The sequence below is a fragment of the Seleniivibrio sp. genome, from assembly GCF_021209385.1.
Lineage (GTDB): Bacteria > Chrysiogenota > Deferribacteres > Deferribacterales > Geovibrionaceae > Seleniivibrio.
In genome coordinates, this window is the sequence record NZ_JAJOIL010000008.1 from 43,035 (window position 1) to 66,780 (window position 23,746).

Sequence of the window (23,746 nt, forward strand, 5' to 3'; positions counted from 1 at the left end):
TACTCCGTATGTATGCTTTTGCTCGTTTTAAGTAAGCCTTCCTTGTTCTGCTCGCATCTGAACAGCAATTATTGCCTTTTATAACACTTCGCATTTCTTCGTTGTCCTCAGAAAAATCTGCCTCACATACTCTTTGTATGCTCGTTGATTTTTCATCGTCCGCCTTGAACTGCTCGGTTCTAAAAAGCAATTAAGTGTAACATTTCCTTTAAGTTTCTATTTTTTTCCTCATTTCTTTTTCCATGGCTTAAATACTGAAACGTAAATAGTGAATATTATTATCCCATTCTGAATCGAACCGAATATCAGGTTCATTCTCTGATTATAGAGGTAAGCGGGGTCGGAAAGGGCAGCTAATCCCATGTTACCTGAAATATGCAACATATTCTTTTCCCAAACACCGAGGTAAAAAGTTCCGAAAAGGATGGCCGAGATGGTGACAACCCATTTGAAAGTCAGCCAGCGATGTTTGAAGAAGCCCCAGTTGGTGAACATGGAATAGATAAAACCTGTTATCAGACAGCCTATAGCTCCGAAAATAACTACTATATAGCTGTCAATAAAATGAAGGCTTCTGTTTATGCCGTAAAGCTCGCCTCCGTCAGTAACCCCCTGTTTCATGAAATACATAAGGCACATTGTGAATCCGCCGACAGCCCAGCATGCCGCTGTAAAAATATGTATCGTTTTTAAAGCTTTTTGTCCGTTTGTGCTGAGTTTCATTTTTTATCCTCTTATTGGCAATTGACAATATATTGTCATAATGACATTATACTGTCAATTAAAAATTGAGGTGAAAGAGTGGAGCATACGGAAGCCGGATTAAAATACACCGACTTGATATTGGCGGTTTTCAGACTGAACGGACAGCTTGTGCTTGAGGGTGACAGGCTCGCAAAAGAGGACGGGCTTACCAGTGCGAAATGGCATGTTATGGGTGCGCTGATATATTTCGGCGAGCAGAATATCACCGTTTCCCGCATCGCTTCCAGAATGGGATTGAGAAGGCAGGGGGTTCAGAGAATCGTCAATGAGTTATGCGAAATGGGGCTGGTTGTCTTTAAGGATAACCCCTACCATAAAAAGGCAAAGCAGATCGTTCCCACAGAAGAAGGTTTAAAAAGATTTAATTCTGTTATGCAAAAGCAGATTCCTTGGGCAAACGAACACGGCGGAAGTTTGGGGTCAGACGAGCTTGAAACCGCTCTCAGAGTGATAAGAACGATTTCCGCCAGATTGCCTTAATTGCTTACTATCCTGTTACGCCCTGACTGTTTAGCAGTATAAAGCCTTTCGTCGGCAAGTTTGATGGCTGATTCCGCAGTGTCATCAGGCTTGAACTGGGCGATACCGAAGCTTGCCGTTACGTTGAAAGAGCAGTCTTTCAGACTGAAATTCGTAGCTTCAAGTTTCTTGCGTATCATCTCAGAAACGTGGGTGGCGTTTCTTGCGTCCGCGTTTACAAGCAATATCATAAACTCCTCTCCGCCGTAGCGGAAAGCGAAGTCTGTTCTTCTTATGTTCTCTTTAATAAGCTGCGACATATGCTTAAGCACCTGATCGCCCACCTGATGTCCGTAAGTGTCGTTGATTGATTTGAATTTATCAATGTCCGCCATTACAATGCTGAAAGGGGTTCCCATTCTTTTGAATCGCTCTATCTCTTCTGTCAGCTTCATATCCATATATTTACGGTTGTAAAGCCCTGTCATGTGATCCTGTATTGACTCGTTTTTATACCTGTTCAGGTCGGACTGGAGCTGATTAACCTGATTTTTGTACTGTTCCAGTTCATTGTTAACGTTTGAATACTCTGTTGCGATTGTTCCGAGATGATCTCTTTTTGTGGTTGTTTTCTGGTCAAAGGTGTTGACGAATGACGAGAAAGAATCCAGCATTTTGGATTTAAGGTATTCAATTGAATCTTCGCTTTTAAGGATTCTGTGCATATCCTGTGCTTCGTTAAGAAGCTTTTTGTCCATGGCGAGGTCTTTTTCAACAAATTCGATATTATGACCGAGACTGCTTGTAAGGTCGGCCTGCAAATTTACGAATTTTGAGAAAACATCATCTATGAAGGCGCTGAATTTGTGCTGGCGTTTTTCGAGCGAGAGCAGGTGGTCGGAAACCGTGCGCAAAAGGGCATCCATGGTTTCATCATGGGTTCTTTTCGGGTCGAAAACCATGTCTTCGACAGTTTTAAGTCCCTGATCTGAAACAAAGCCGCGCAGAGGGGTGACGTATTTTAAAACGTCGGATTTGTCTCCACCGGTCATGACTGTATGAACCAGATTTCTGAATTCATTGCTTTCCGACAGGTAATTTGAAATACTTGAGGATGATACTTTTGATTTTTCCGTAGCCATTTTTTTCAGAACAGCTGTCACAATTTGCCCTAATTGAGACGCTATATAAGCCGATTTGTCCGCCATTTCTCCGCCCTTATAATTCGTTTTTTGTATTATTTGACAAAACCGACAGTGATGCAACTACAAAATTATGTAATTTTTAACTATATTGCTCACATGTTTCTCTGCTTGATTTTTCATATGTAAAAGGGCAAAGTATCTGTTGACTTATACAGCAAGTTTTGATAAAAAATCTCTGACTTGTACACTGTATACAGAATACCGTTTTATAAATTCTGACCTACCGGAGGGGATTGCGTCCATGCTTTACATCGATTACACTTTAGCCATCCAAATTGTTCAGTTTCTTGTGATCATCTTCATCGGAAAGAAAATGATACTCGATCCCGTCATGGGAACTGTGAATTCCCGCGATTCCAAAATCGAAGGTATGAAGCAGGAGGCAGAAGGCCTCAAAGCAAAAGTTGAGCAATATAAAGCCGACTACACCGAAAAAATGGTTCAGATGCGCGCAGAGCTTGCTGACCATCACAAAAAACTTAAAGACGCCGCTTCAAAAGAGGCCGCAGAAAAGATCGCCGCTGTTAAAGCGGATGTCGATGCGAAGATCCTCTCAGCCCGTACTGAGATCCAGTCTGAATCTGCAAAAGCAAAAGCTGAAATGGATTCTATGATAAAAGAGATCTCAGACCTTATCGCAGACAGAATAATGCTTTCCGCATAATACCTTTAGGGGGATATAGTGAAAAAGGTTCTTACAGCACTATCGCTTGGACTTGTGTCCTTTGCAGCTTTCGCAGCCGAACACGGCGGCGAACATGCACCGGACATGCACGCTCTCTGGAAAAACTTCGGTTTCAGAGTTCTCGTGTTCGTCCTTCTTGTTGTTATCCTTGTTAAACTCGCTAAAAAACCTCTTCTTGATTTCCTCGACAAGAGAACCGCTGACATCGAAAAAGCTATCAAAGATGCTCAGGATGCCACTGCAAATGCAAAAGCGGAGCTTGCCGAATATGAGATTAAGATGAAAGGTTTTGAAAAAGATCTTGAAACAATGAAAGAAAACTCTATGAAAGCAGCAGAAGCAGAAAAAGCAATGATTCTGGAAGACGCTGCAAAACAGGCAGACAAGCTTAAGTCATTTGCTGAGAGTCTCATTGATTCAGAGCTTAAAAGAGCCAAGGTTCAGCTTAAGAAAGATGCCGTTATGGCTGCAATCGCAGCTGCAGAGGCGAAGATCGGTAAAGAGCTTGATGCCGACAGACAGAAAAAGATTCTTGATGATTACATCAGGAAAATCGAGGTGGCAGGGTGAAAGAGAATATAGTTGCCGCACGCTACGCCGAAGCTCTTTTTCAGGAGGCTCAGGCAGAGAACAAACTGGATCAGGTCATTGCTCAGCTTGCTGATGTTTCGCTGGCGTACGAGCAGTCAGAAGATTTCAAAATGCTCATCAAAAGCCCGCTCATCTCAAAAGATGAAAAACTGGCTGTTGTTGACGTTCTGAAATCCAAAGGAATGATCGACGAGTTTCTTTACAAATTCCTTAAACTTCTCGTCAGCAAGAACAGACTTAACCTGCTTGAGCTGATCTCCACTGAAGTTAAGGCAATGGACAGAAAAGCTAAGGGCGAAGCAGAAGCTGTTGTTACAGTTGCTGTTGCTATGGATGAAAAATCCAAAGGCACTCTTAAAGCCGTTCTGGACAAGATTACAGGTAAGAAAATTACCATTTTGGAAAAAGTTGACAATTCTATCCTTGGCGGCGTTGTCGCACAGGTGGATAGCAGTCTTTATGACGCAAGCGTCAGAGGACAGCTTAATAAGATTAAAGAACAGTTGGTATAAATAATTTAAGGAGATTGGCTAATGCAGATCAAAGCCGAAGAGATAAGCCAGATCATTCGTGATCAGATTAAAAACTTCGACCAGAAAGTTGAGATGCAGGAAGTCGGTACTATCATCACTGCCGGTGACGGTATCGCTAAAGTATATGGTCTCGACAATGCTATGGCGGGAGAGCTTATTGAGCTTCCCGGCGGAGTTTACGGCGTTGTGTTCAACCTTGAACAGGACAACGTCGGTCTCGTTATTATGGGTGAATATGCCCACATCCGTGAAGGAGATACCGTTAAAAGAACAGGCAGAATCGCATCTGTTCCCGTTGGCGAAGCTCTCATAGGACGTGTGGTTAACGCCCTTGGACAACCCATCGACGGCAAAGGCGCCATCGATACAAAAGAATTTGACGTTATCGAGAAAATCGCTCCCGGTATCATCAAAAGAAAACCCGTACACGAACCCGTTCAGACAGGTATAAAAGCTATCGATGCTATGATCCCGATCGGTCGCGGTCAGAGAGAGCTTATCATCGGTGACCGTCAGACAGGTAAAACAGCTATCGCTATCGACACCATCATAAACCAGAAAGGTCAGAACATGATCTGCGTTTATGTGGCTGTCGGTCAGAAAAGATCAACTGTTGCAAGAGTTGTGGATACTCTGGAGAAACACGGCGCAATGGACTACACTATCGTAGTTTCAGCTTCCGCTTCAGACCCCGCATCAATGCAGTATATCGCTCCCCTCGCAGGAACAACAATGGGCGAATACTTCCGCGACAGAGGCAAACACGCACTGGTTATCTATGATGACCTTTCTAAACAGGCTACGGCTTACAGACAGATGGCTCTGCTTCTGAGACGTCCTCCCGGCCGTGAAGCTTTCCCCGGCGACGTTTTCTATCTTCACTCACGTCTGCTTGAAAGAGCGGCAAAACTGTCCGATGCAGAGGGCGCAGGTTCTCTTACCGCGCTTCCCATCATCGAAACACAGGCGAGTGACGTTTCCGCATATATCCCCACAAACGTTATCTCCATTACCGATGGTCAGATATTCCTTGAGACAGACCTTTTCTACTCAGGTATCCGTCCCGCGGTTAACGTTGGTATCTCAGTTTCAAGGGTTGGCGGTTCAGCGCAGATCAAAGCTATGAAACAGGTTGCAGGACGTCTGAGACTCGACCTCGCACAGTTCCGTGAACTTGCGGCGTTCGCTCAGTTCGGTTCCGACCTTGATGCAGCGACTCAGGCACAGCTTAACAGAGGTGCTAAACTGGTTGAGATCCTTAAACAGGGTCAGTACAAACCTTTCAACGTTGCAGAGCAGATTGCAATCATCTTCGCTGGTGTTAACGGTCTCCTTGATGATGTTGCTACCTCAGCACTTGCTAAATTTGAGGCAGAGTATCTCTCATACCTTAAAAGCAGCAAACCCGAAATTCTTGAGGAAATCAACACTAAGAAGGCTCTCTCCGACGAACTTACAGCTAAAATGAAAGCTGCTGTTGCGGAGTTCAAAAAAGTCTTCACAGCATAAGGAGCTGTAAATGCCGGGTGTAATGGACATAAAACGGAAAATCAAATCCGTTAAGAACACGCAGAAGATCACAAAGGCTATGAAAATGGTCTCCGCCGCCCGTATGAGAAAGGCGGAAGAGGCTATGACAAACGCCAGAGCTTATGCGAATAAGATTTATGAGCTTGTCGGCGGAATCGCTGACAGAGTGGAGGCCGACAGCCATCCTCTTCTGGTTGCCAGAAAAGAGGTTAAGAACGTTTGCCTCGCCATTATAACCAGCGACAAGGGTCTTTGCGGTGCGTTCAACTCAAACGTGGTAAAAAAGACGCTTGCGTTTGCAAGGGAAAACCAGGACAAGAACATCAAACTCATCTGCATCGGAAAGAAATCATATGATTTCCTCGGCAAAAAAGAGTTTGAGGTACTTGAAAAATACGTTTCCTTCGGCGGCAAGATAACTTACGACGAAGCGAACGAAATCGGCGACAAACTGGTAGCTTACTTTCTGAGCGAAGACGTGGACGAAGTTCATATCGTACACAACGAGTTCAAATCGACAGCTTTTCAGGTTGCGAAGGTTACAAAGGTTCTCCCCCTCGTTCTGGAAAAGCAGGAGGCAGTTGCGGATACGACAGATTATATCTACGAACCGCAGGCCGAAGCTCTTCTGAAAGAGATAATGCCCAGATACATCAACTTCACCGTATTCTTCTCAATTCTTGAGTCGATTGCGGGCGAACACGGCTCAAGGATGGTTGCTATGGACAACGCCGCAAGAAACGCAGGCGAAGTTATCACAAAACTGACGCTCACCTTCAACAAGGCTCGTCAGTCTGCAATCACCAACGAGATTCTGGACATTGTGAACGGTGCTGAAGCACTCAACGGATAATAGAAAATTACAATAAACTGGAGATCAGGAAATGGCTGAAAACAAAGGCAAAATTGTTCAGGTTATCGGCCCTGTCGTGGACGTTAAGTTCGAGACAGGCCATCTTCCCGAAATCTACAACGCCCTTGAAATCCAGGGTGACGGCCGCACAATCATTTGTGAGGTTGAGCAGCACCTTGGAGAGAACATCGTACGTTCAGTTGCGATGACCTCTACAGACGGCCTTGTCAGAGGATCGGATGCCATCGACACGGGTAAGCCCATATCAGCTCCCGTAGGCGACAAAGTTCTTAGACGTATCATCAACGTTACAGGAGACCCTGTTGACGAACAAGGTCCTATCGAGTGCAAAGAGCGCTGGCCTATCCACAGACCCGCTCCTCTGCTTGAGGATCAGGATACAGGATATGAGATACTTGAAACAGGTATCAAAGTTATCGACCTGCTCGAACCCTACACAAAAGGCGGTAAAACCGGTCTTTTCGGCGGTGCGGGCGTTGGTAAAACGGTTATCATCATGGAACTTATCAACAACATCGCGAAACAGCACGGTGGTTACTCCGTATTCGCCGGCGTTGGTGAGCGTACCAGAGAGGGTAACGACCTTTACCTTGAAATGTCCGAATCGGGCGTTTTGGATAAAGTTGCCCTGGTGTATGGTCAGATGAACGAGCCCCCCGGCGCGCGTATGAGAGTTGCGCTTACAGGTCTTACCATTGCGGAATACTTCCGTGATGTTGAAGGTCAGGACGTGCTTCTGTTCGTTGACAACATCTTCCGTTTCTCTCAGGCAGGTTCCGAGGTTTCGGCTCTGCTTGGTCGTATGCCCTCTGCGGTTGGTTACCAGCCTACACTGGGTACAGAGATGGGTGAGCTTCAGGAAAGGATTACATCTACATCAAAAGGTTCTATTACTTCCGTACAGGCTGTATACGTTCCTGCGGATGACCTTACCGACCCCGCTCCCGCTACGACATTTGCGCACCTTGACGCGACAACAGTTCTTTCACGTCAGATCGCAGAACTTGGTATCTACCCTGCAGTTGACCCGCTGGATTCAACATCACGTATTCTTGACCCCAACATCGTTGGTCAGGAACACTATGATATCGCCCGCGGTGTTCAGGCTGTACTTCAGAGATATAAAGAGCTTCAGGACATCATCGCCATCCTTGGTATGGAAGAGCTTTCTGAAACTGATAAAAATACCGTTGCAAGAGCTAGAAAGATTCAAAGATTCCTTTCTCAGCCCTTCCACGTTGCAGAGCAGTTCACAGGTACACCCGGTAAGTATGTGCCTCTGAAAGAAACTGTAAAAGCTTTCAAAGCTCTGCTCGCAGGCGAAGTTGACCACCTGCCCGAACAGGCATTCTATATGGTCGGCGGACTTGACGAGGTTTATGCAGCGGCTGAAAAACTTAAAGCAGGCAGCAAATAATGGCAGAGACTGTAAGGCTTGAACTTGTTACTCCGGTGAGACAAATTCTCTCCGAGGATGTAGACGAAGTGATAGCACCCGGCGTAGAGGGCGACCTTGGTGTTCTGCCCGACCACGCACCTCTCCTTACTGCTTTGAGAGTTGGCGAGCTTGCCTACAGAATTAAAGGCAAACTCGAATACGTTGCGATAGTCGGCGGCGGATTCCTTGAAGTGAACAACAACAGGGTTATCGTGCTTGCAGACGACGCCGAACTCGGTCATGAAATTGACCTTGAAGAGGCTGTTCAGCGAAAACTTAAAGCGGAAGCAGCACTTGAACGTGAGCGTAAAGCTGACGAAAAAACATTCAAGGCTGTGGAGATTGAGCTTATGAAAGAGCTCATCAGAGTGCAGATCGCTGAGAAGTATAAGGGAGCCAAGTAAGACTTCTTTAACAACTAAATCGAAGGGCAGCTTAACGGCTGCCCTTTTTGCTTTTAGCGTTTATATGCGGAGCATTACGGCGTCAGCTTTATAATCTCTCGGGTCATGTACTTATATGTACACTCCCCTTCGTGATTAAAAATCTTCCTTGTACTGCTTGCATATAAACGCTAAATTTAGATGCTGATGCGGTCTCCGCGAGGAACGGCAGCGACGCGGCAGTCTATTCTTATTATAGGTGCGCTACATGAACATCTGTTTCATCAACTTTAACAAACGCTGGGGCGGAGTAAAAACCTGGACGATAGACTACGGCAGCCAGCTGGTTAAGCGCGGGCATAAGGTCGTTGCTGTTGTGCGTCCGGACACACCGTTCGTTCAGAAATGCATCGACGCAGGTTTTGAAACTCACGTTATGCGACCCGGTATGAAATATAACCCTGTGACTATAGCAAAGATATTCTCAATCCTCAAAAGCAGAAAAGTTGACGCGGCTGTGGTCAATATCTCAAAAGATGTCAATATAGGCGCTGTTGCATGTAAGCTGGCAGGCGTTCCGGTGTATCACCGTGTGGGGTTGCCTCAGGATTATAAAAACACCTCTGAAGAAAAAAGACTGCACGGGTTCATAAAAGGAATCATCGTTCCAAGTCAGGGACTCAAAGAAGATATATCAAAACTGCCTTGGATGCGGGCTGATATAATAAGCGTCCTTTTCAACAGTAAGGACAGAGAAAAATTCAAACCGAAGATGCCTTCTGATAAGATTGACATAACCATCGGCGTTTCAAGCCAGTTATCTGTGACAAAAGGACACATATACCTTCTGGATGCCGCAAGGATGCTTGCTGATGACGGTGTGAAGTTTAAACTGCTCATAGCCGGAACTGGCAGTAATGAAGCACAGCTTAAAGAGTATGTCGCAATTCAGGAACTTAACGAATTTGTTGAGTTCTGCGGATTCCAGACCGATGTTCCAGCATTTTTGCAAAGCCTTGATGTATTCGCTCTGCCCAGTCTTGAGGAGAATTTTCCCAACACCCTGCTGGAAGCTATGTTCACTGGGCTTCCCTGTGTTGCCTTCAATGCGGGTGCTGTTAAGGAGCTTACGGGTGATGCATGCATAATCCTTGACAAAGGCGATTCAAAGGGGCTTTATGATGCAATAAGGCTCTTTGCGGAACATTTAGATATGAGAAAAAAATACGGTCAGGCGGCACGGAAAAGGTGTCTTGATCTGTTTGACATAGAAAAGAATACGGAAAAACTTGAAAAGATTCTCAGCGGAGAAGTGATATGACCATACAGACATCAATAGCCTTTGTTCTTGCAATGTCATTGTTTGTTGCAAGCCCCGGTCCCGGCGCACTGGGTGTTGTGGCGGAGAGTATGCGCAACGGGCTGAAAAGCGCGGCGTATTTTATTTTGGGGATGATCGCAGGCGATATGGTTTATCTCGTGTTTGCTATCTTCGGTCTTGCCGCAGTCGCATCTGTCATGGGCGAAGCGTTCATGTATATCCGCATAGCGGGCGGCGTATATCTTCTTTATCTGGGTATAAAACTGCTCTTCTCAAAGGAGCAGAAAACACAGAAACCCGCACTTCCTAGCGGAAAGGGCAGGTTTTTCGGCGGTTTTTTCATAACAATAACAAATCCCAAAGTCATAATCTTCTATTGCGGTTTTCTGCCCAACTTCATGGATCTGACGAAGCTGTCTCTTGGGGATGCAATGATAACTGCTGTTCTGGTGGCGTTCGTAATAAGCTGTGTTATGGGTATCTATGCATATGCGGCGCACAGAACAGGCAGGTTCATCAGCGGAAAGGGCGGACGGAATCTGAACCGTGCCGCGGGTGCAGCCCTCATCGGCACTGGTTCGTTCCTTATCTTTAAAAGACCTTAAACTTTGAATCTGTTTACAACATCGTGGAGGCTCGCAGCTTCCTGTTCCTGATCGGAGATGGTGTTCGACACGTTCGACAGCGCGGCGTTGCTCTCTTCGATACTTGCTGATATGCTTTGCACGTCGCTGTTCACGGAATCTATTGTGGTCATTTGTTCCGAAACTGAGTTGTTTATAAATGTGTTAGCTTCTTTAATATCCGTAACGGAGCTGACTATGGTATCAAAAACGCTTCTGGTCTGCTCCATCATATGAACCCCTTCGTTGACAGACGTTTCCGCTGAATCCATATTTTTCGTTGCAGACTTTGTTTCAGACTGAAATTCCATGATAATTGAATGTATTTCGCCTGTTGCCGATTGTGTGCGCTCTGCCAGTTTGCGTACTTCGTCTGCTACAACTGCGAAGCCCCGTCCGGCTTCTCCTGCTCTTGCCGCCTCGATGGCTGCGTTAAGGGCAAGCAGATTGGTCTGGTCTGCTATGTCATTAATAACGTTTACTATGTCCGAAATCTTTGTGGATGATTCCGAAAGATTATGTATAGTTTCGCCGAGTTCAGTTGTTTTCTGCTTAATGTCGCCTATCTTGCCGACAGTTTTGTCTATCATGCCTTTTCCGTTGTTGGTGATGTTGGCGGCGTTTTCCGCTTTTTGCATTGCGGACTGACAGTTATTCATTATCTCTGCCGTAGTGGCGTTTAGTTCATCCATTGCGGATGCAACGGACGATATGCTTTGTGCCTGTTCCGCAAATGTGCCGCTGAGCTGTTCGGTTGTGGTGGCGAGGTCTGTTGTGCCTTTTGATACAGTGGCGGAAGAATTCTGTACGTCTCGGACGATATTCCCCACGTTTTCAATGAATTTATTGAAATAGCCCGACAGGTCGCCTATCTCGTCGTTTGCCGTGATGGGGATGCGCTGGGTAAGGTCGCCGTCGCCTGTGGCGATGTCTTTGGTTACTTTAGTAAGTCCCCGTATCTTGTCAACAACGAACTTTTTAATGAAAATGAGGGCTACTGAAGTGAAAATGACTATAAGGACTAATGCCGTGATGATTATCATATTTCGGAGCTTATAGGCTCCTGCGAGAGCTTCGTCTCTGTCCATTTTTACGATGAGTTCCATATCCGCACCGAAAAATTTTACCGGCAGATAGGAAGCCATTACAGTTTTCCCGCTGGCAGATTTGGCTGTTACAGAACCTGTTTCACCGTTGACGGCTTTTTTCCCGTAATCGGTATCCACCTTCATGACGGAGACGGTGGTTCCTGCTTTTTTTATTTCAGGAAAATCCATGGTTTCGGCAAATCTGCTGTTGCTGCGCATATACCCGTCTTTTCCTATGAGATATGATTCGCCTGTTTTGCCCAGCCCAGCCTCTTCGTATGCTCCGCCGAAGTTGGTTATATCTGTGATATTGGCAGGATCGAGCTGAAATACTATGTAGCCTATCTTTTCGTCTTCAACCCTTACGGTTGTTCCGACAAAAGCGGATGGAGTGTTCCAGCTTGGCAGGTAGGGTGCGAAATCGGAAAAATATACTTTGTCTCCCTCTTCGTTTTCCATGGATGCGAAGAGTTTTCCGAGACCCGTGTCTTTTATGTATCCTTCTTTAAGGTTGAGCCCCAGATCCATCTCTTTGCTGACTGAGTAGAGAACGTTTCCTTCGTTATCTATGAGATAGATGTCTTTCAGGTGGAGCTTTTCCATTATACTTCTGAACTGGTGGTGGTACTGGGCGTGGGTTGTGCAGTAGGAACAGATATGTTTTGCCCTGTCCAGTTTCATCCTGTTGTTTACGTCGTTGGGGTTTTCGTATATCATTATCTGCTGAACAAGTTTTCCGCTGTACGAAGGCGGAAGATACGCCGACGGAGCCTGTTTCTGCTGTGAGTTCAGTATGCTGAAGTTTATCTTTTCCAGATAGTCCTTTTCGTACATTGAAGAAAGCATAGAATCCAGCTTCGATTCTTCGGTATTGAGAAACTGCGGAAGTTTTGCGAAGCCGTCGGTGAAATCTTCAACGGCAACAAGTGTTCCCTCCTGCGAAGCGATGACCTGCAGAGATGCGGAGACGTTTGACGAAAACTCTTCGATGGCAAGTTTCTGCGAACGGCTGATGGAATCAAGCTTTTGTGTTGTGGCTTCTGTCAGACTGTTTATACTGCTGTTGACTGAGACAAGAGTGACAATAAGACCGAGCATTATAAAGCCGGAAAGAGTTATGAATGATAATTTTAAGCTGATGGATATGCGTTTTTCTTTCTTCATGGTCAAACCCGTATTGTGATATATTTATAAATCAATATGTTTAAACTTTGCGATTATGTTACTGTGCAAAAATAATGTCAATAATAATTATAGAACGGTAATTCCAAAATGCAGAAAACTATAGACCCGATAATAAAAAGCGATATTAGAATATGCCAGCCGGAGAACGGTTTCCGATTCGGAGTGGATTCGGTGTATCTTGCATGGTTTGCTCAATTATCTGGTAATAAAAGAATTGTTGATATAGGCTCAGGCAGCGGCGTTATTACGGCACTGCTTGTGAAGCTTAAAGGAATTAAACAATGCGATGCTGTTGAAATGCAGCCTGTTATGTTTAACTGTCTGGATGAAACTGTGGGGCTTTGTGAAATTCAAAACAACGTTAAACAAATGAATATCGACATAAGGTCATACAGACCGGATTTCCAGTACGATGGCGCAGTGTGCAACCCTCCATATCGCGACCCGTCATCCGGAAGGGTTCCGACTGATGAAACAGAACTGAATGCCCGATTTACAACCACTTTGACAGCGGATGATATTTTTTCTTTCTGCCGCAGTTTTCTGAAGTTCGGCGCAGGACTGTTTTTAAGCTATGATGCTGATATGATGCCCGTGCTTTTTGAATCGGCGAATAAGTTCGGGTTTGAGGCGAAAAGGCTGATGCCTGTCTGTCCGGATATAAACGTTAAACCGAAAGTGATACTCATGGAATTCCGCAAGGGCGGAAAAAGGGAGCTTTCATTTGAGGCGCCGCTTTACCAGAAGATAAACGGCGTACCTTCGCCGATGCACGAAAATATTTTTTCAGGAGAATGGATTTGAAATACGAAACTTACATAAAAGATACTGCATACGGCGGCTATGGTGTGGGAACCATGCCCGACGGTCGGGTTGTGTTTATTCCGCATACCGTTGAGGGCGATACTGTGAGCTACCGCGTAGCGGAAGATAAAAAGAATTTCACATACGGAGAGCTTGCGGAAGTGATTACTGCATCGGATAAACGGGGCGAGCGCTATTGCCCGCATCTGGGCATATGCGGCGGCTGTACGTTCGGACATATAGCGGCTGAACATCAGACGGAGATAAAGAAGAATTTTGTGCTGGGACAGCTTAAAAGAGCTGGTATTGCTCACACTGAACCGGAAGTGCTGTCAGCTGATTTCAGGGAATTCAGAAATCGGGCAACTTTCCGCATAAGAGACGGGAGAATAGGTTTTTTTAAGTTCAAATCCAACGATTTTCTGCCTGTGAATGACTGTCCCGTCATAAAAAGAAGCATAGTTGAAAAAGCGCAGGCTCTTGCTTCAAAAATAAGCGGAAGCCACACTCTTTATGTCACAGAGAACGAAGAGGGGATGGCGCTTGGTAAAACATATGCTTCAGTGAACGGGTTATGCGGCTTTTCAGGTCTGGAAACTGAAGATGGCGTAAGCGGATTGAAAACCATCCTGTTCGGGACTAAATACGGCACTTTTCATGCAGGATTCAGCACTTTTTTGCAGGGGAACAGGTATCTTTCCGGCTATTTGCAGGATTTCGTTTACGAGAACTCCGCAGGGAAAAACGCACTGGAATTATACTGCGGTTCCGGATTTCTGACGCTGGCGCTTGCCATGAAATGTGAGCGTGTGACGGCGGCGGAGATAGCGAAGGAATCCATTGCACTCGCAAGACGCGCGGAACTTAAGAACGTGAACTGGATGGCTGTTTCCAGTGAAACTCTGATTGGACGACTGAGGGAAAAGTATGACATGGTTGTTGTTGACCCGCCCAGAACAGGGCTTGATAAAAGTGTTACGGATTTTATAAAAAACAGCGGTGCGAAAAAGGTAGTCTATATCTCATGCAGCCCCGACACCCTTGCGCGCGACATAAAAAGACTTTCAGAAAAATACCGTGTGGCAAAGCTCACCGTGGCGGACATGTTTCCCGGTTCATACCATGTGGAGAGTGCTGTATTGCTGGAACTGTATAATTAAAGGTTATTTTCCGGTAAAATCTCTTGCTATTAAATTCGTAGCATGCTATTAAAACAATAGCAGTGCTGCAATAAATAATTTTAGAGGTTGAATATGCCAGTAATAACTATCCAGATGGGCAAAATGACAGTTGATAAGAAAAAAGAATTTGTAGAAAAGATAACTGCGGCAGCTTCTGAGATCACGCAGATTCCCTCAGCTTCTTTCGTTGTGTTTGTTGATGAGTACGACTATGAAAGCATCGGCGTCGGCGGACAGACTCTGGCGGAAAAGCGAGCCGGAAAATAACAAAAAACTACGATATGCCGCTCTCTTTTCGGGAGGGCGGCAGATTTTTAAGGAGTTCATATGTCTATACCGTCACCTGGCAAACCCGTAAGAGGCTCACATTCAGGAGCTCCTATAATGGCAATTTTTGATCTTTTGGGCAGAAGTTGGGCTATGGGTATCATATGGAACCTGAACGGGCATGCCCTTACATTCAGAGAGCTTCAGGAAAGGTGCGAATCCATTTCACCGTCAATACTTAATACCCGTCTGAAGGACCTGCGCAATGCTGATATTGTTGAGAGAACACTGGACGGTTATCAGCTTACGGAAAGGGGCAGAGAGTTGATTCAGCTTCTTTTGCCTTTCGGCGCATGGTCGCTGAAATGGTCAGAAGAGGTTTTCGGTTTTACAGACCACTTTGCGTTTAAGAAGAAATCCGATAAGTAATTAATGCCTGAGCGAAAACAGACTGTTCAGGACTATTCCGCCCACTATAAGGGATATACCCGCAATTCCTGACATATCCGGTATCGCTTCGCCAAGCAGCAGCATGCCGCCCAGAAGAGAAAAGATAACCTCGAAAGCCTGTGTGGATTCCACAGCGGCGAGCCATCTTATGTTTGTTTTAACCATATCCGTTGCTTTGAAAAAGAGCAGAGTGGCTGTCACACCGGAAAAAAGAGCTACAAGAAACGCCTGAAAACTCTGACCCGCCGATGGCGCTCCTTTTGCGAATAAACCGTAAACACTCAGTATCAGCCAGAAAGGCATACTGCACAGCGTCATTCCATATACCCTTTCCATTGTTGATATTTCACTATTGCAGACGAGCATCATCTTCCTGTTACCGAGAGGATATGCAAAAGCGGCTATAAGTATCGGCACAAGAGTATAAACTGCGGAAGATGCACCAAATTCATGTATTTCGCGTGTCTGGAGCATGAAAACACCCAGAAGTATCACAGCGGAAGCAGCGAGGTTGCGCATTGATATCTTTGTATTGAAAAGAGGCGAAAGAAGCACGCCTGCGGTTATGGTTATCTGCCATGATGCCGCCACAAGCCATGCCTCGCCGTGGTCTCCGGCAAAGGCTACAGGTGCATAGAACAGACCGAAGCCCACCGTACTCCACAGAAGCCATTGCTTCGGAGTGTTCCCTATGGCTGAGTGAATATTTCTGAATCCGTAGCGTTGTCCCACAATCACAGCGAGTATCGGCAGTGTGAAAAGATAGCGCAGGCTGGCGCTCCATATCCAGTTTCCGCCTGAAAGATGCATACTTTTGTTCAGAACGAATGTGAACGCGAAGAAAAATGCCCCCGCGATGCCTAAAATAACAGCTTTTTTCATTCCGGTTGCTATATCACAAAATAATGTATGAAATCAATTTGAACGTTATGCGGTATTGACAGCGAAGATTAAAAAGGTTACTGATTTGTAACAATTTAGAGGGGTTGGATGGAAAAAAGGGTCGGTTTATTCGCTGTTATTACGTTTGCGCTTGTTTATCACCTTTTATTTTTCAGGCACGCTATGCCTGTTCAGGAGGGCTGGTTTCAGCTTTTCGGCGAAAATATACTCAAAGGTCAGATGCCTTATAAGGATTTTTATTCTCATTTCCAACCTGTTTATCTTTATATACACGCGTTCCTTGTCGGAGCTTTCGGTGACGGTTTCATGGTCGGAAGGATCTACGGCATTTTTGAACGTATCCTTCTGCTTTCATCCGCATATCTCCTTCTGACACGTTTTTTTTGAACCCAAATATGTCTTCACTGCACTTGTCACGTCGCTGATGGTCTATTCCGGTGCAGCCACCGACGGAATTATGTCATATAACCAGCTTTGTCTGACGTTTGCACTGTTCTCCTGCTTTTTCGCATCGTTTTATATTGTTGACCTTTTTTCCCGCGCGTCGTTGCGGCTGCTTTTTCTGGGCGGCATCTTCGGCGGACTTAGTTTCCTTACCAAACAGACCACGGGGCTTTTCGTTCCGCTTGCCATATTTGTCGTGATATTTTTACAGGGAGTCAAAACAAGAAGGCTCGCGGGTATAATGGTTTATGCTTTCGGCAGTCTTTTTCCGTCTGCTTTGTTCATGCTGTTTCTCAACAGACACGGCGCTCTTGGGGATTATTTTTCGCAGGTTTTCACAGCGGCATCCGGCGGAGGTTCTGTATTCAGCCTCTCATCCGGTTTTTTGACATCGACAATGGTGCCTGGATACATCATTCCGTTTTTTGTCATAGCATTATTGCTTGCGGCTGTATGCATAGCCTTTGAAAAAGCACTCCCTATGCGGAATGAACCTGACGGCAGTCTCGGCAGATATGAAATGCTTGCAGTGCTGTCATCGTTCTGCCTTGTCATCCTGTTTCTGCATGCCAGTGTTGATTTCTGGTCGTGGTTTTACAGCGCGTCGCATGTGCGGGGATGGTTCGATGGTATCAGACAACAAATTGTTATCTACAGTTTCTTCTTTATCATGTGCTATTTCCTTTATTACATCGGCAGAGTGCTTTTCGTCTATGAATACGACCGTCTTGTGGTTTTCAAGGCTCTCGTGAGTGCATTAGGACTTGCTGTCATGTATTTTTCTCAGGGTGTCGGGGCGCTCGCAGTAATCCCTTCCATGACAGTTATGCTTGTTTTTCTTTTTTCTGCGGACTATCCGTTTGTCATAATCAAAAATAAGATTCTTTATTTATTTTGTTTTCTGATAATCCTGTTTTCGGCGGCACAGAGATTCCAATAACAGTTGTGGAAAGAATATGTGCAGTTTCCCTGAAACTTGTTCAATTATATTGAAATTAGATATCTAAAGTTATCAATAAGTTAATGAGTCCTTTATATAGCGCTTGACTGTCAAATTAAGTTTCTTTACAATTCCCCTTTACGCTTGAAAAGATACCAATAGGAGGAAAAAATGAAGAAACTGCTTCTTTTTGCCCTTGCGGCAATGTTCGTTTTTGCAGGATGCAGCCAGAAACCGAAAGAAGAGGCCAAGCCTGCGGAACAAGCTCCCGCTGCCGAAGCTGCGGCACCCGCAGCAACAGGCGATGTTATCAAAATAGGTGTTGCAGGCGCACATTCAGGCGACCTTGCTTCCTATGGTCTTCCCTCTGTGAAAGCTGCTGAATTTGTTGTTAAGGATATCAACGACAAAGGCGGTCTGCTCGGTAAAAAAGTTGAGCTTGTTGTTGTTGACGACGTTTGTAAACCCGAAGTAGCAGTAAGCTCTGCTAACAAACTCGTTTCCGAACACGTTGTTGCCGTTCTCGGTCACATCTGTTCAGGCGCAACAAAAGCAGCTATGGGAACATACCTTGCGGCTAAAATCCCCGTTATGTCTCCCTCTGCAACAAGCCCCGAACTCACAAAGTCAGGCGAATATCCTAACTTCTTCAGAACAATCGCTCCCGACGATTCTCAGGCAAGACTTGAAATCGACTACATCACAAACGTTCTGAAACTTAAAAAAATAGCTATCATCCACGACAAAGGCGACTATGGTAAAGGTCTTGCAGAATTTGCAAAAGGCTTTGCAGAAGCAGACAAAAAACTTGATATCGTCCTTTACGAAGGTATCACCCCCGGCGCGGTTGACTATTCTGCCATAGTTCAGAAGATCAAACAGTCCGGCGCTGAAGTTGTTCTTTACGGCGGTTACCACCCCGAAGCGGCTAAGATCGTTACCCTGCTTGCTAAGAAAAAACTCAACGTTAAGTTTGTTTCCGATGACGGCGTTAAAGACGACACATTTATCAAAGTTGCAGGTCATTATGCTGAAGGCGTTTATGCGACAGGTCCCAAAGACGTGTCCAAAAACCCTCTTGCAATCGAAGCCACAAAAAAACATAAAGACGCTTACGGTGAAGATCCCGGTGCGTTCTATCTGAACGCTTACACTGCTATGCTCGCTATCACAAACGCTATCGAGAAAGCAGGTTCAACCGACTATGACAAGCTCACCAACGCTCTCAGAACTGAAGATGTTGAAACACCTATCGGCAAAATCAAGTTTGACGAGAAAGGCGATGCTATCGGCGCTGAGTTCTCTGTTTATCAGGTACAGAACGGCGCATACGTCGAAGTTAAGTAACAATTCAAAAGAAGAACTGCGGGGAGCTTGCGTTCCCCGCTTTTTTTATTCCGGCTTGATAAAACCATAAAGAGGTTATCATGGATTATTTCCTTGAACTGTTCCTCGGCGGACTGACGAGGGGCAGCATATATGCTCTTATCGCACTTGGATACACCATGGTGTACGGAATTGTTCAGCTTATCAACTTTGCCCACGGCGAAATATACATGATAGGCGCATTCACGGCACTTATAGTAGCCAGTGTTCTGACCATTTTCGGTCTGAACTCCGCCGCGATATTAGTTATAGCCACTGCGGCGGCGATAGTTTATTCCTCCGCATACGGATACACAGTCGAAAAAATAGCTTATAAACCGCTGAGAAACGCTCCGAGGCTTTCGCCTCTTATCAGTGCAATCGGTATGTCCATATTTCTTCAAAACTATGTGCTTCTTGCACAGACATCCGATTTCCTGCCATTCCCTAGATTAATACCTGAGTTCGCTTTCATGGAACCTGTTTCACATATTTTCAGTTCTGCCGAGCTGGTCATTGTGGTGACCACAATGGTTGTTATGGTGCTTCTGACAGTGTTCATCAAATTCACCAACATCGGCAAAGCGATGCGCGCAACCGCACAGGATAAGACAATGGCTCTGCTCATCGGTATAGACGTTGACAGGGTTATTTCGGTGACATTCATCATCGGTTCTTCCCTTGCAGCGCTTGGCGGCGTTCTCATCGCAAACCACATAGGTCAGATAAACTTTTATATCGGCTTCATCGCCGGTATCAAAGCGTTCACAGCGGCTGTTCTGGGCGGGATAGGCTCTATCCCCGGCGCGGTTCTGGGCGCACTGATTCTTGGCTGGACAGAGAGCTTTGCAACAGGATACGTCTCCAGCGACTATGAAGACGTGTTCGCTTTCGCTCTTCTCGTACTTATACTTATCTTCCGACCTGCCGGACTTCTCGGCAAGTCTGAGACCAAGAAGGTGTAAGGTATGATAGCACAGGAGATAATTAAATCGTTAAAAGCTGCCATATGGTTTATGTTTCTGACATTTCCCATAATGGTGATAAAGGTTAACACGGTCTACAAAACAATAGAATGGCGCTGGATGAACATGGTGTTCATCGGTGTAGGGGTTTTTGTGGGTTCCTTTGTCTGGCGTTGGCTCCTTGAACGCAAGGATAAGCCCTCCGCGAAAAAAGAGAGTATTTCAACACGCACGCAGGCATATTTAGCCGAAAATCCCATTTCAAAAAGAGCCTTGCAGGGCGCATTGCTTGTGGCTCTTCTTTTTTTCCCTATGTTCATGGACGCTTACCAGATAAACATATTCACGGTTGCGCTTATGTATATCGTGCTTGGTCTCGGACTTAACATAGTTGTGGGACTGGCTGGTCTTCTTGACCTCGGCTACGTTGCTTTCTATGCGGTGGGTGCTTACACTTATGCGCTTCTTAACACGACATTCGGAATGTCGTTCTGGATTGTGCTTCCCATCGGCGGAGCGCTCGCGGCGATATTCGGCATACTGCTCGGTTTTCCCGTGCTTCGTCTGCGCGGCGACTACCTCGCAATTGTTACACTGGGCTTTGGAGAGATAATCAGGCTGGTGCTTGAAAACTGGAACGATTTTTCACATGGTCCCAGCGGTATCGCTGGCATAGATAAACCGAACTTCTTCGGTCTGGAACTGAACCTGAACCAGATGACTGACGGCGTATATTACATGATGGTGGTGTTCACCATCATTACCATATTCTTCGTCGGCAGACTGCAAAACTCCCGTATCGGGCGTGCATGGCTGGCTCTCCGCGAGGACGAGATAGCCTGTCAGGCGATGGGTATCGGGCGTACCAGAACAAAGCTCATGGCTTTTGCACTGGGCGCAACATGGGCTGGTCTCATGGGTGTGGTATTTGCAGCTAAGACATCGTTCATCAACCCCGCTTCGTTCACATTCCTTGAGTCTGCTATCATCCTTTCTATAGTGGTTCTCGGCGGTATGGGTTCAATCCCGGGTGTTATCCTCGGCGCGCTTATCATGATACTGCTGCCCGAGTATATGCGTACCTTCTCCGAATACCGTATGCTGGTCTTCGGCGGTGCGATGGTTGTTATGATGGTTTTCCGTCCGCAGGGACTTGTGAGCAATTTCCGAAGGAAATACTCGTTCCACGGCGTTGACGAAAGGCTGGGCGGCTGATATGGAAAATATACTTGAAGTAAAAGGACTTACCATGGATTTCGGCGGTCTACGCGCCGTTGACTCCGTGGATTTATATGTTAAACCGAAAGAGATAGTGGCGCTCATCGGTCCCAACGGTGCGGGAAAGACCACCTTCTTTAACTGTGTAACAGGTATCTATACTCCCACGAAAGGGGACATACTTGTGAACTCGAACAGAGGCGGCGTCCGCATAAACGGTTTTAAGCCTAACAGGGTTACGGAGCGAGGACTGGCAAGAACTTTCCAGAACATTCGCCTGTTCCCGAACATGACCGTTCTTGAGAACGTTATGATAGGGAAACACTGCCGACTTTCCGCAAAGATCTTCGGCGCTCTTTTCCGCGACAAGAAAACCCGTGCGGAAGAGCTTAAAGCAGCGCAGGAATGTTATGTCATTCTTGAAAAGCTGGGGCTTGAAAAAACGTGCGACGAGCTTGCCAGCAACCTGCCATACGGCGACCAGCGCAAGCTTGAGATAGCAAGGGCGCTTGCCACAGAGCCGAAGATGCTCCTTCTGGACGAACCGGCGGCAGGCATGAACCCGCAGGAAACTGTCGATCTGACACACCTTATCCGCATGATAAGGGATACGGAACAGATAGCAATCCTGCTCATCGAACACGATATGAAGCTCGTTATGAACCTGTCCGAGCGCATATATGTTATGGATCACGGACAGAAGATCGCTGACGGTACGCCTGTTGAGATCAGGAACAATCCTGAGGTAATCAAAGCGTATCTGGGGGAGGATATTGATGCTTGAGATAAGCAACATCAATGCGTTTTACGGAAACATTCAGGCACTGCACAACGTTTCCATCAATATAAAACAGGGCGAGATAATCACCCTTATCGGTGCGAACGGGGCGGGGAAAACTACTACGCTTATGTCTATCAGCGGCATTGTGAACCCGAAATCCGGCGAAATACGCTTTAACGGTGAAGTTATCAGCGGAAAAAAGCCCGATAAGATAGTTCAGATGGGGCTTGCTCACGTTCCCGAGGGCAGACACATCTTCCCGTATCTGACAGTTATGGAAAACCTTGACCTCGGCGCGTATCTGCGCAAGGATAAGGACAACGTTAAAAAAGATCTGGAACATGTTTTTGACCTGTTTCCAAGACTTAGAGAGAGAAAGAACCAGCAGGGCGGAACCCTTTCCGGCGGCGAACAGCAGATGCTTGCCATCTCAAGGGCGCTTATGGCTCGTCCGAAAATGCTGCTTCTGGATGAACCTTCTCTGGGTCTCGCCCCTCTTATTGTTAGGCAGATCTTCGACATCATCAAGCGTATCAATCAGGAGGACGGTACAACCATCTTCCTTGTTGAACAAAATGCGAACCTTGCTCTGAAAGTGGCTCACAGAGGCTATGTCATGGAAAACGGACATATCACTATGGAGGACGAGGCGCAGAAACTTCTGGTGAATGAAGAGGTCAAAAAAGCGTATCTGGGGATATAAATGAAAAAATTATTTATCATTTTCTTAGGAGTTATGTTTATCATGGCAGGAAAAGCAAAAGCGGACACACCCGTAAAGGCAAAAGAGGCTAAGTCTAAAACAACAGAGGCAAAAGCAGAAAAACCGAAGGCTACAAAACCCAAAGCGGTAAAAGCGCCTATGGTGGTTTTTGAAACAACTCAGGGTAAGATAGTTTTCAAACTCTTCCCGAAAGAGGCTCCGAAAACCGTTGAGAACTTTGTCGGACTTGTGAATAAAGGCTATTACAACGGCATCATCTTTCACCGCATCATCAAGGAATTCATGATTCAGGGCGGCGACCCAACAGGTACGGGACGCGGCGGCGAATCTCTTTGGGGCGGCAAGTTTGAGGATGAATTCAGCCAGCTTATCTTTAACAAAAAAGGACTGCTCGCAATGGCGAACGCAGGACCCAACACAAACGGCAGCCAGTTCTTTATAACAACTGTACCCACTCCTTGGCTGGACAACCGCCACACTATCTTTGGCGAAGTTGTTGAAGGTTACGACGTTGTTGAGAAACTTGAAAACGTCCGCACGGGTTATGGCGACAGACCTGTTGAGGAACAGAAGATAATCAAGGCTTATGTCAAAAAATAACGTCCCGTAGGGCGGAGTTGCTCCGCCATTACATATATAAACCCGCGTGGAACTTGTTTCTGTGCGGGTTTTTTATTGGCGGTTATTTGCGGCGCATTACTGAGTCAGTTCTGCCTTGGCAGTTATAACACTTCGCATTTCTGCGTTGTCGAACAAAACATTCGCCTTATCATTGCGAATGTTTCTGAACCAAGCTGGCTGAAAACAAATTGCTCATGTACAATGTGTACACTGCGCATATTTTTTGCCCTCCGCCTTGAACTGCTCGGTTCTAACCACCAAGTTTAAGAAAGCACCAATTCCGTCACTGCGAGGAGCAACGCGACGAAGCAGTCTTCCACACCCGTAAAATCAGAATGTAAATCCCCCTTAATCCCCCTTTAATAAAGGGGGAATGAAAACTCCCTCCTTTAGTAAAGGGGGG

At 45.9% G+C, this 23,746-nt stretch carries 26 protein-coding genes; 22 read left to right on the forward strand and 4 right to left on the reverse strand.

The annotated features are described in order from the left end of the window. Positions 1-228: 228 nt before the first annotated feature. Positions 229-723 carry a DUF2269 family protein gene (locus LRY47_RS02420; RefSeq protein WP_295222260.1) on the reverse strand — a complete coding sequence of 165 codons (495 nt, stop codon included), beginning with the start codon at positions 721-723 and terminating at the stop codon, positions 229-231. A gap of 114 nt (positions 724-837) precedes the next feature. On the opposite strand from LRY47_RS02420, the gene LRY47_RS02425 reads away from it, so the two are divergent. Continuing rightward, entirely contained in the window at positions 838-1,245 is a 408-nt protein-coding gene (locus tag LRY47_RS02425) for a helix-turn-helix domain-containing protein (RefSeq protein ID WP_295222262.1), read from the forward strand. On the opposite strand, the gene LRY47_RS02430 is transcribed toward LRY47_RS02425, so the two are convergent. Next, positions 1,242-2,432, reverse strand: a complete 1,191-nt coding sequence (locus LRY47_RS02430) for a GGDEF domain-containing protein (RefSeq protein ID WP_295222264.1) — start codon at positions 2,430-2,432, stop codon at positions 1,242-1,244. The genes LRY47_RS02425 and LRY47_RS02430 overlap by 4 nt on opposite strands. A 238-nt stretch (positions 2,433-2,670) precedes the next feature. On the opposite strand from LRY47_RS02430, the gene LRY47_RS02435 reads away from it, so the two are divergent. The 9 genes from LRY47_RS02435 (at position 2,671) to LRY47_RS02475 (ending at position 10,389) form a co-directional block, all read left to right on the forward strand. Continuing rightward, on the forward strand, positions 2,671-3,093 hold the full coding sequence (locus tag LRY47_RS02435) for an ATP synthase F0 subunit B (RefSeq protein WP_295222266.1): 423 nt from the start codon (positions 2,671-2,673) through the stop codon (positions 3,091-3,093). An 18-nt stretch (positions 3,094-3,111) separates the two neighbouring features. Continuing rightward, a complete protein-coding gene (locus LRY47_RS02440; protein WP_295222268.1) occupies positions 3,112-3,684 on the forward strand; it encodes an ATP synthase F0 subunit B in 573 nt (190 codons plus the stop codon). Next, positions 3,681-4,217, forward strand: coding sequence for an ATP synthase F1 subunit delta (gene atpH / locus LRY47_RS02445; protein WP_295222270.1), 537 nt, complete (start codon positions 3,681-3,683; stop codon positions 4,215-4,217). The genes LRY47_RS02440 and atpH overlap by 4 nt, the downstream gene beginning before the upstream one ends. Before the next feature lie 21 nt (positions 4,218-4,238). Then, entirely contained in the window at positions 4,239-5,747 is a 1,509-nt protein-coding gene (gene atpA, locus LRY47_RS02450; protein WP_295222272.1) for a F0F1 ATP synthase subunit alpha, read from the forward strand. Between the two features lie 10 nt (positions 5,748-5,757). Beyond that, on the forward strand, positions 5,758-6,621 hold the full coding sequence (atpG, locus tag LRY47_RS02455) for an ATP synthase F1 subunit gamma (protein ID WP_295222274.1): 864 nt from the start codon (positions 5,758-5,760) through the stop codon (positions 6,619-6,621). A 31-nt stretch (positions 6,622-6,652) separates the two neighbouring features. Continuing rightward, positions 6,653-8,059, forward strand: coding sequence for a F0F1 ATP synthase subunit beta (gene atpD, locus LRY47_RS02460; RefSeq protein ID WP_295222276.1), 1,407 nt, complete (start codon positions 6,653-6,655; stop codon positions 8,057-8,059). After that, the gene (locus LRY47_RS02465) at positions 8,059-8,484 is read left to right on the forward strand and encodes a F0F1 ATP synthase subunit epsilon (protein WP_295222277.1); all 426 of its coding nucleotides are present in this window, start codon (positions 8,059-8,061) and stop codon (positions 8,482-8,484) included. Before atpD ends, LRY47_RS02465 begins: the two co-directional genes overlap by 1 nt. A gap of 247 nt (positions 8,485-8,731) precedes the next feature. Then, positions 8,732-9,784, forward strand: coding sequence for a glycosyltransferase family 4 protein (locus tag LRY47_RS02470; protein ID WP_295222279.1), 1,053 nt, complete (start codon positions 8,732-8,734; stop codon positions 9,782-9,784). Next, the gene (locus tag LRY47_RS02475; protein WP_295222281.1) at positions 9,781-10,389 is read left to right on the forward strand and encodes a LysE family translocator; all 609 of its coding nucleotides are present in this window, start codon (positions 9,781-9,783) and stop codon (positions 10,387-10,389) included. Before LRY47_RS02470 ends, LRY47_RS02475 begins: the two co-directional genes overlap by 4 nt. Here the strand turns inward: LRY47_RS02475 and LRY47_RS02480 are convergent. Next, positions 10,386-12,659 (reverse strand): methyl-accepting chemotaxis protein, encoded by a 2,274-nt coding sequence (locus tag LRY47_RS02480; RefSeq protein ID WP_295222282.1) that lies wholly within the window; start codon positions 12,657-12,659, stop codon positions 10,386-10,388. The genes LRY47_RS02475 and LRY47_RS02480 overlap by 4 nt on opposite strands. A gap of 108 nt (positions 12,660-12,767) precedes the next feature. Here LRY47_RS02480 and LRY47_RS02485 point away from each other — a divergent pair, with 108 nt between their 5' ends. The 4 genes from LRY47_RS02485 to LRY47_RS02500 all read left to right on the forward strand — a co-directional run bounded on the left by LRY47_RS02485 (position 12,768) and on the right by LRY47_RS02500 (position 15,361). Then, positions 12,768-13,484, forward strand: a complete 717-nt coding sequence (locus LRY47_RS02485; RefSeq protein WP_295222284.1) for a methyltransferase — start codon at positions 12,768-12,770, stop codon at positions 13,482-13,484. Further along, positions 13,481-14,644, forward strand: coding sequence for a methyltransferase (locus tag LRY47_RS02490; protein ID WP_295222286.1), 1,164 nt, complete (start codon positions 13,481-13,483; stop codon positions 14,642-14,644). The genes LRY47_RS02485 and LRY47_RS02490 overlap by 4 nt, the downstream gene beginning before the upstream one ends. A gap of 93 nt (positions 14,645-14,737) precedes the next feature. After that, the gene (gene dmpI / locus LRY47_RS02495) at positions 14,738-14,932 is read left to right on the forward strand and encodes a 4-oxalocrotonate tautomerase DmpI (RefSeq protein ID WP_295222288.1); all 195 of its coding nucleotides are present in this window, start codon (positions 14,738-14,740) and stop codon (positions 14,930-14,932) included. A gap of 60 nt (positions 14,933-14,992) precedes the next feature. Continuing rightward, positions 14,993-15,361, forward strand: coding sequence for a helix-turn-helix domain-containing protein (locus LRY47_RS02500; protein ID WP_366043103.1), 369 nt, complete (start codon positions 14,993-14,995; stop codon positions 15,359-15,361). On the opposite strand, the gene LRY47_RS02505 is transcribed toward LRY47_RS02500, so the two are convergent. Beyond that, the gene (locus tag LRY47_RS02505; RefSeq protein ID WP_295222292.1) at positions 15,362-16,264 is read right to left on the reverse strand and encodes a multidrug resistance efflux transporter family protein; all 903 of its coding nucleotides are present in this window, start codon (positions 16,262-16,264) and stop codon (positions 15,362-15,364) included. It abuts the gene before it with no gap. 108 nt (positions 16,265-16,372) lie between these two features. On the opposite strand from LRY47_RS02505, the gene LRY47_RS02510 reads away from it, so the two are divergent. The 8 genes from LRY47_RS02510 to LRY47_RS02545 all read left to right on the forward strand — a co-directional run bounded on the left by LRY47_RS02510 (position 16,373) and on the right by LRY47_RS02545 (position 23,322). Next, entirely contained in the window at positions 16,373-16,672 is a 300-nt protein-coding gene (locus LRY47_RS02510) for a hypothetical protein (protein WP_295222294.1), read from the forward strand. 37 nt (positions 16,673-16,709) lie between these two features. Next, entirely contained in the window at positions 16,710-17,669 is a 960-nt protein-coding gene (locus LRY47_RS02515; protein WP_295222296.1) for a hypothetical protein, read from the forward strand. 171 nt (positions 17,670-17,840) lie between these two features. Next, positions 17,841-19,016: a branched-chain amino acid ABC transporter substrate-binding protein gene (locus LRY47_RS02520; protein WP_295222298.1), complete on the forward strand. Its 1,176-nt coding sequence runs from the start codon at positions 17,841-17,843 to the stop codon at positions 19,014-19,016. 80 nt (positions 19,017-19,096) lie between these two features. Further along, positions 19,097-19,999 carry a branched-chain amino acid ABC transporter permease LivH gene (locus LRY47_RS02525; protein WP_295222299.1) on the forward strand — a complete coding sequence of 301 codons (903 nt, stop codon included), beginning with the start codon at positions 19,097-19,099 and terminating at the stop codon, positions 19,997-19,999. Between the two features lie 3 nt (positions 20,000-20,002). Continuing rightward, positions 20,003-21,214: a branched-chain amino acid ABC transporter permease gene (locus LRY47_RS02530; RefSeq protein ID WP_295222301.1), complete on the forward strand. Its 1,212-nt coding sequence runs from the start codon at positions 20,003-20,005 to the stop codon at positions 21,212-21,214. 1 nt (position 21,215) lies between these two features. Then, positions 21,216-22,001, forward strand: coding sequence for an ABC transporter ATP-binding protein (locus LRY47_RS02535; protein ID WP_295222302.1), 786 nt, complete (start codon positions 21,216-21,218; stop codon positions 21,999-22,001). Further along, positions 21,994-22,701 (forward strand): ABC transporter ATP-binding protein, encoded by a 708-nt coding sequence (locus tag LRY47_RS02540; protein ID WP_295222303.1) that lies wholly within the window; start codon positions 21,994-21,996, stop codon positions 22,699-22,701. Before LRY47_RS02535 ends, LRY47_RS02540 begins: the two co-directional genes overlap by 8 nt. A gap of 159 nt (positions 22,702-22,860) precedes the next feature. Further along, positions 22,861-23,322: a peptidylprolyl isomerase gene (locus LRY47_RS02545; RefSeq protein ID WP_366043107.1), complete on the forward strand. Its 462-nt coding sequence runs from the start codon at positions 22,861-22,863 to the stop codon at positions 23,320-23,322. Positions 23,323-23,746 lie beyond the last annotated feature (424 nt).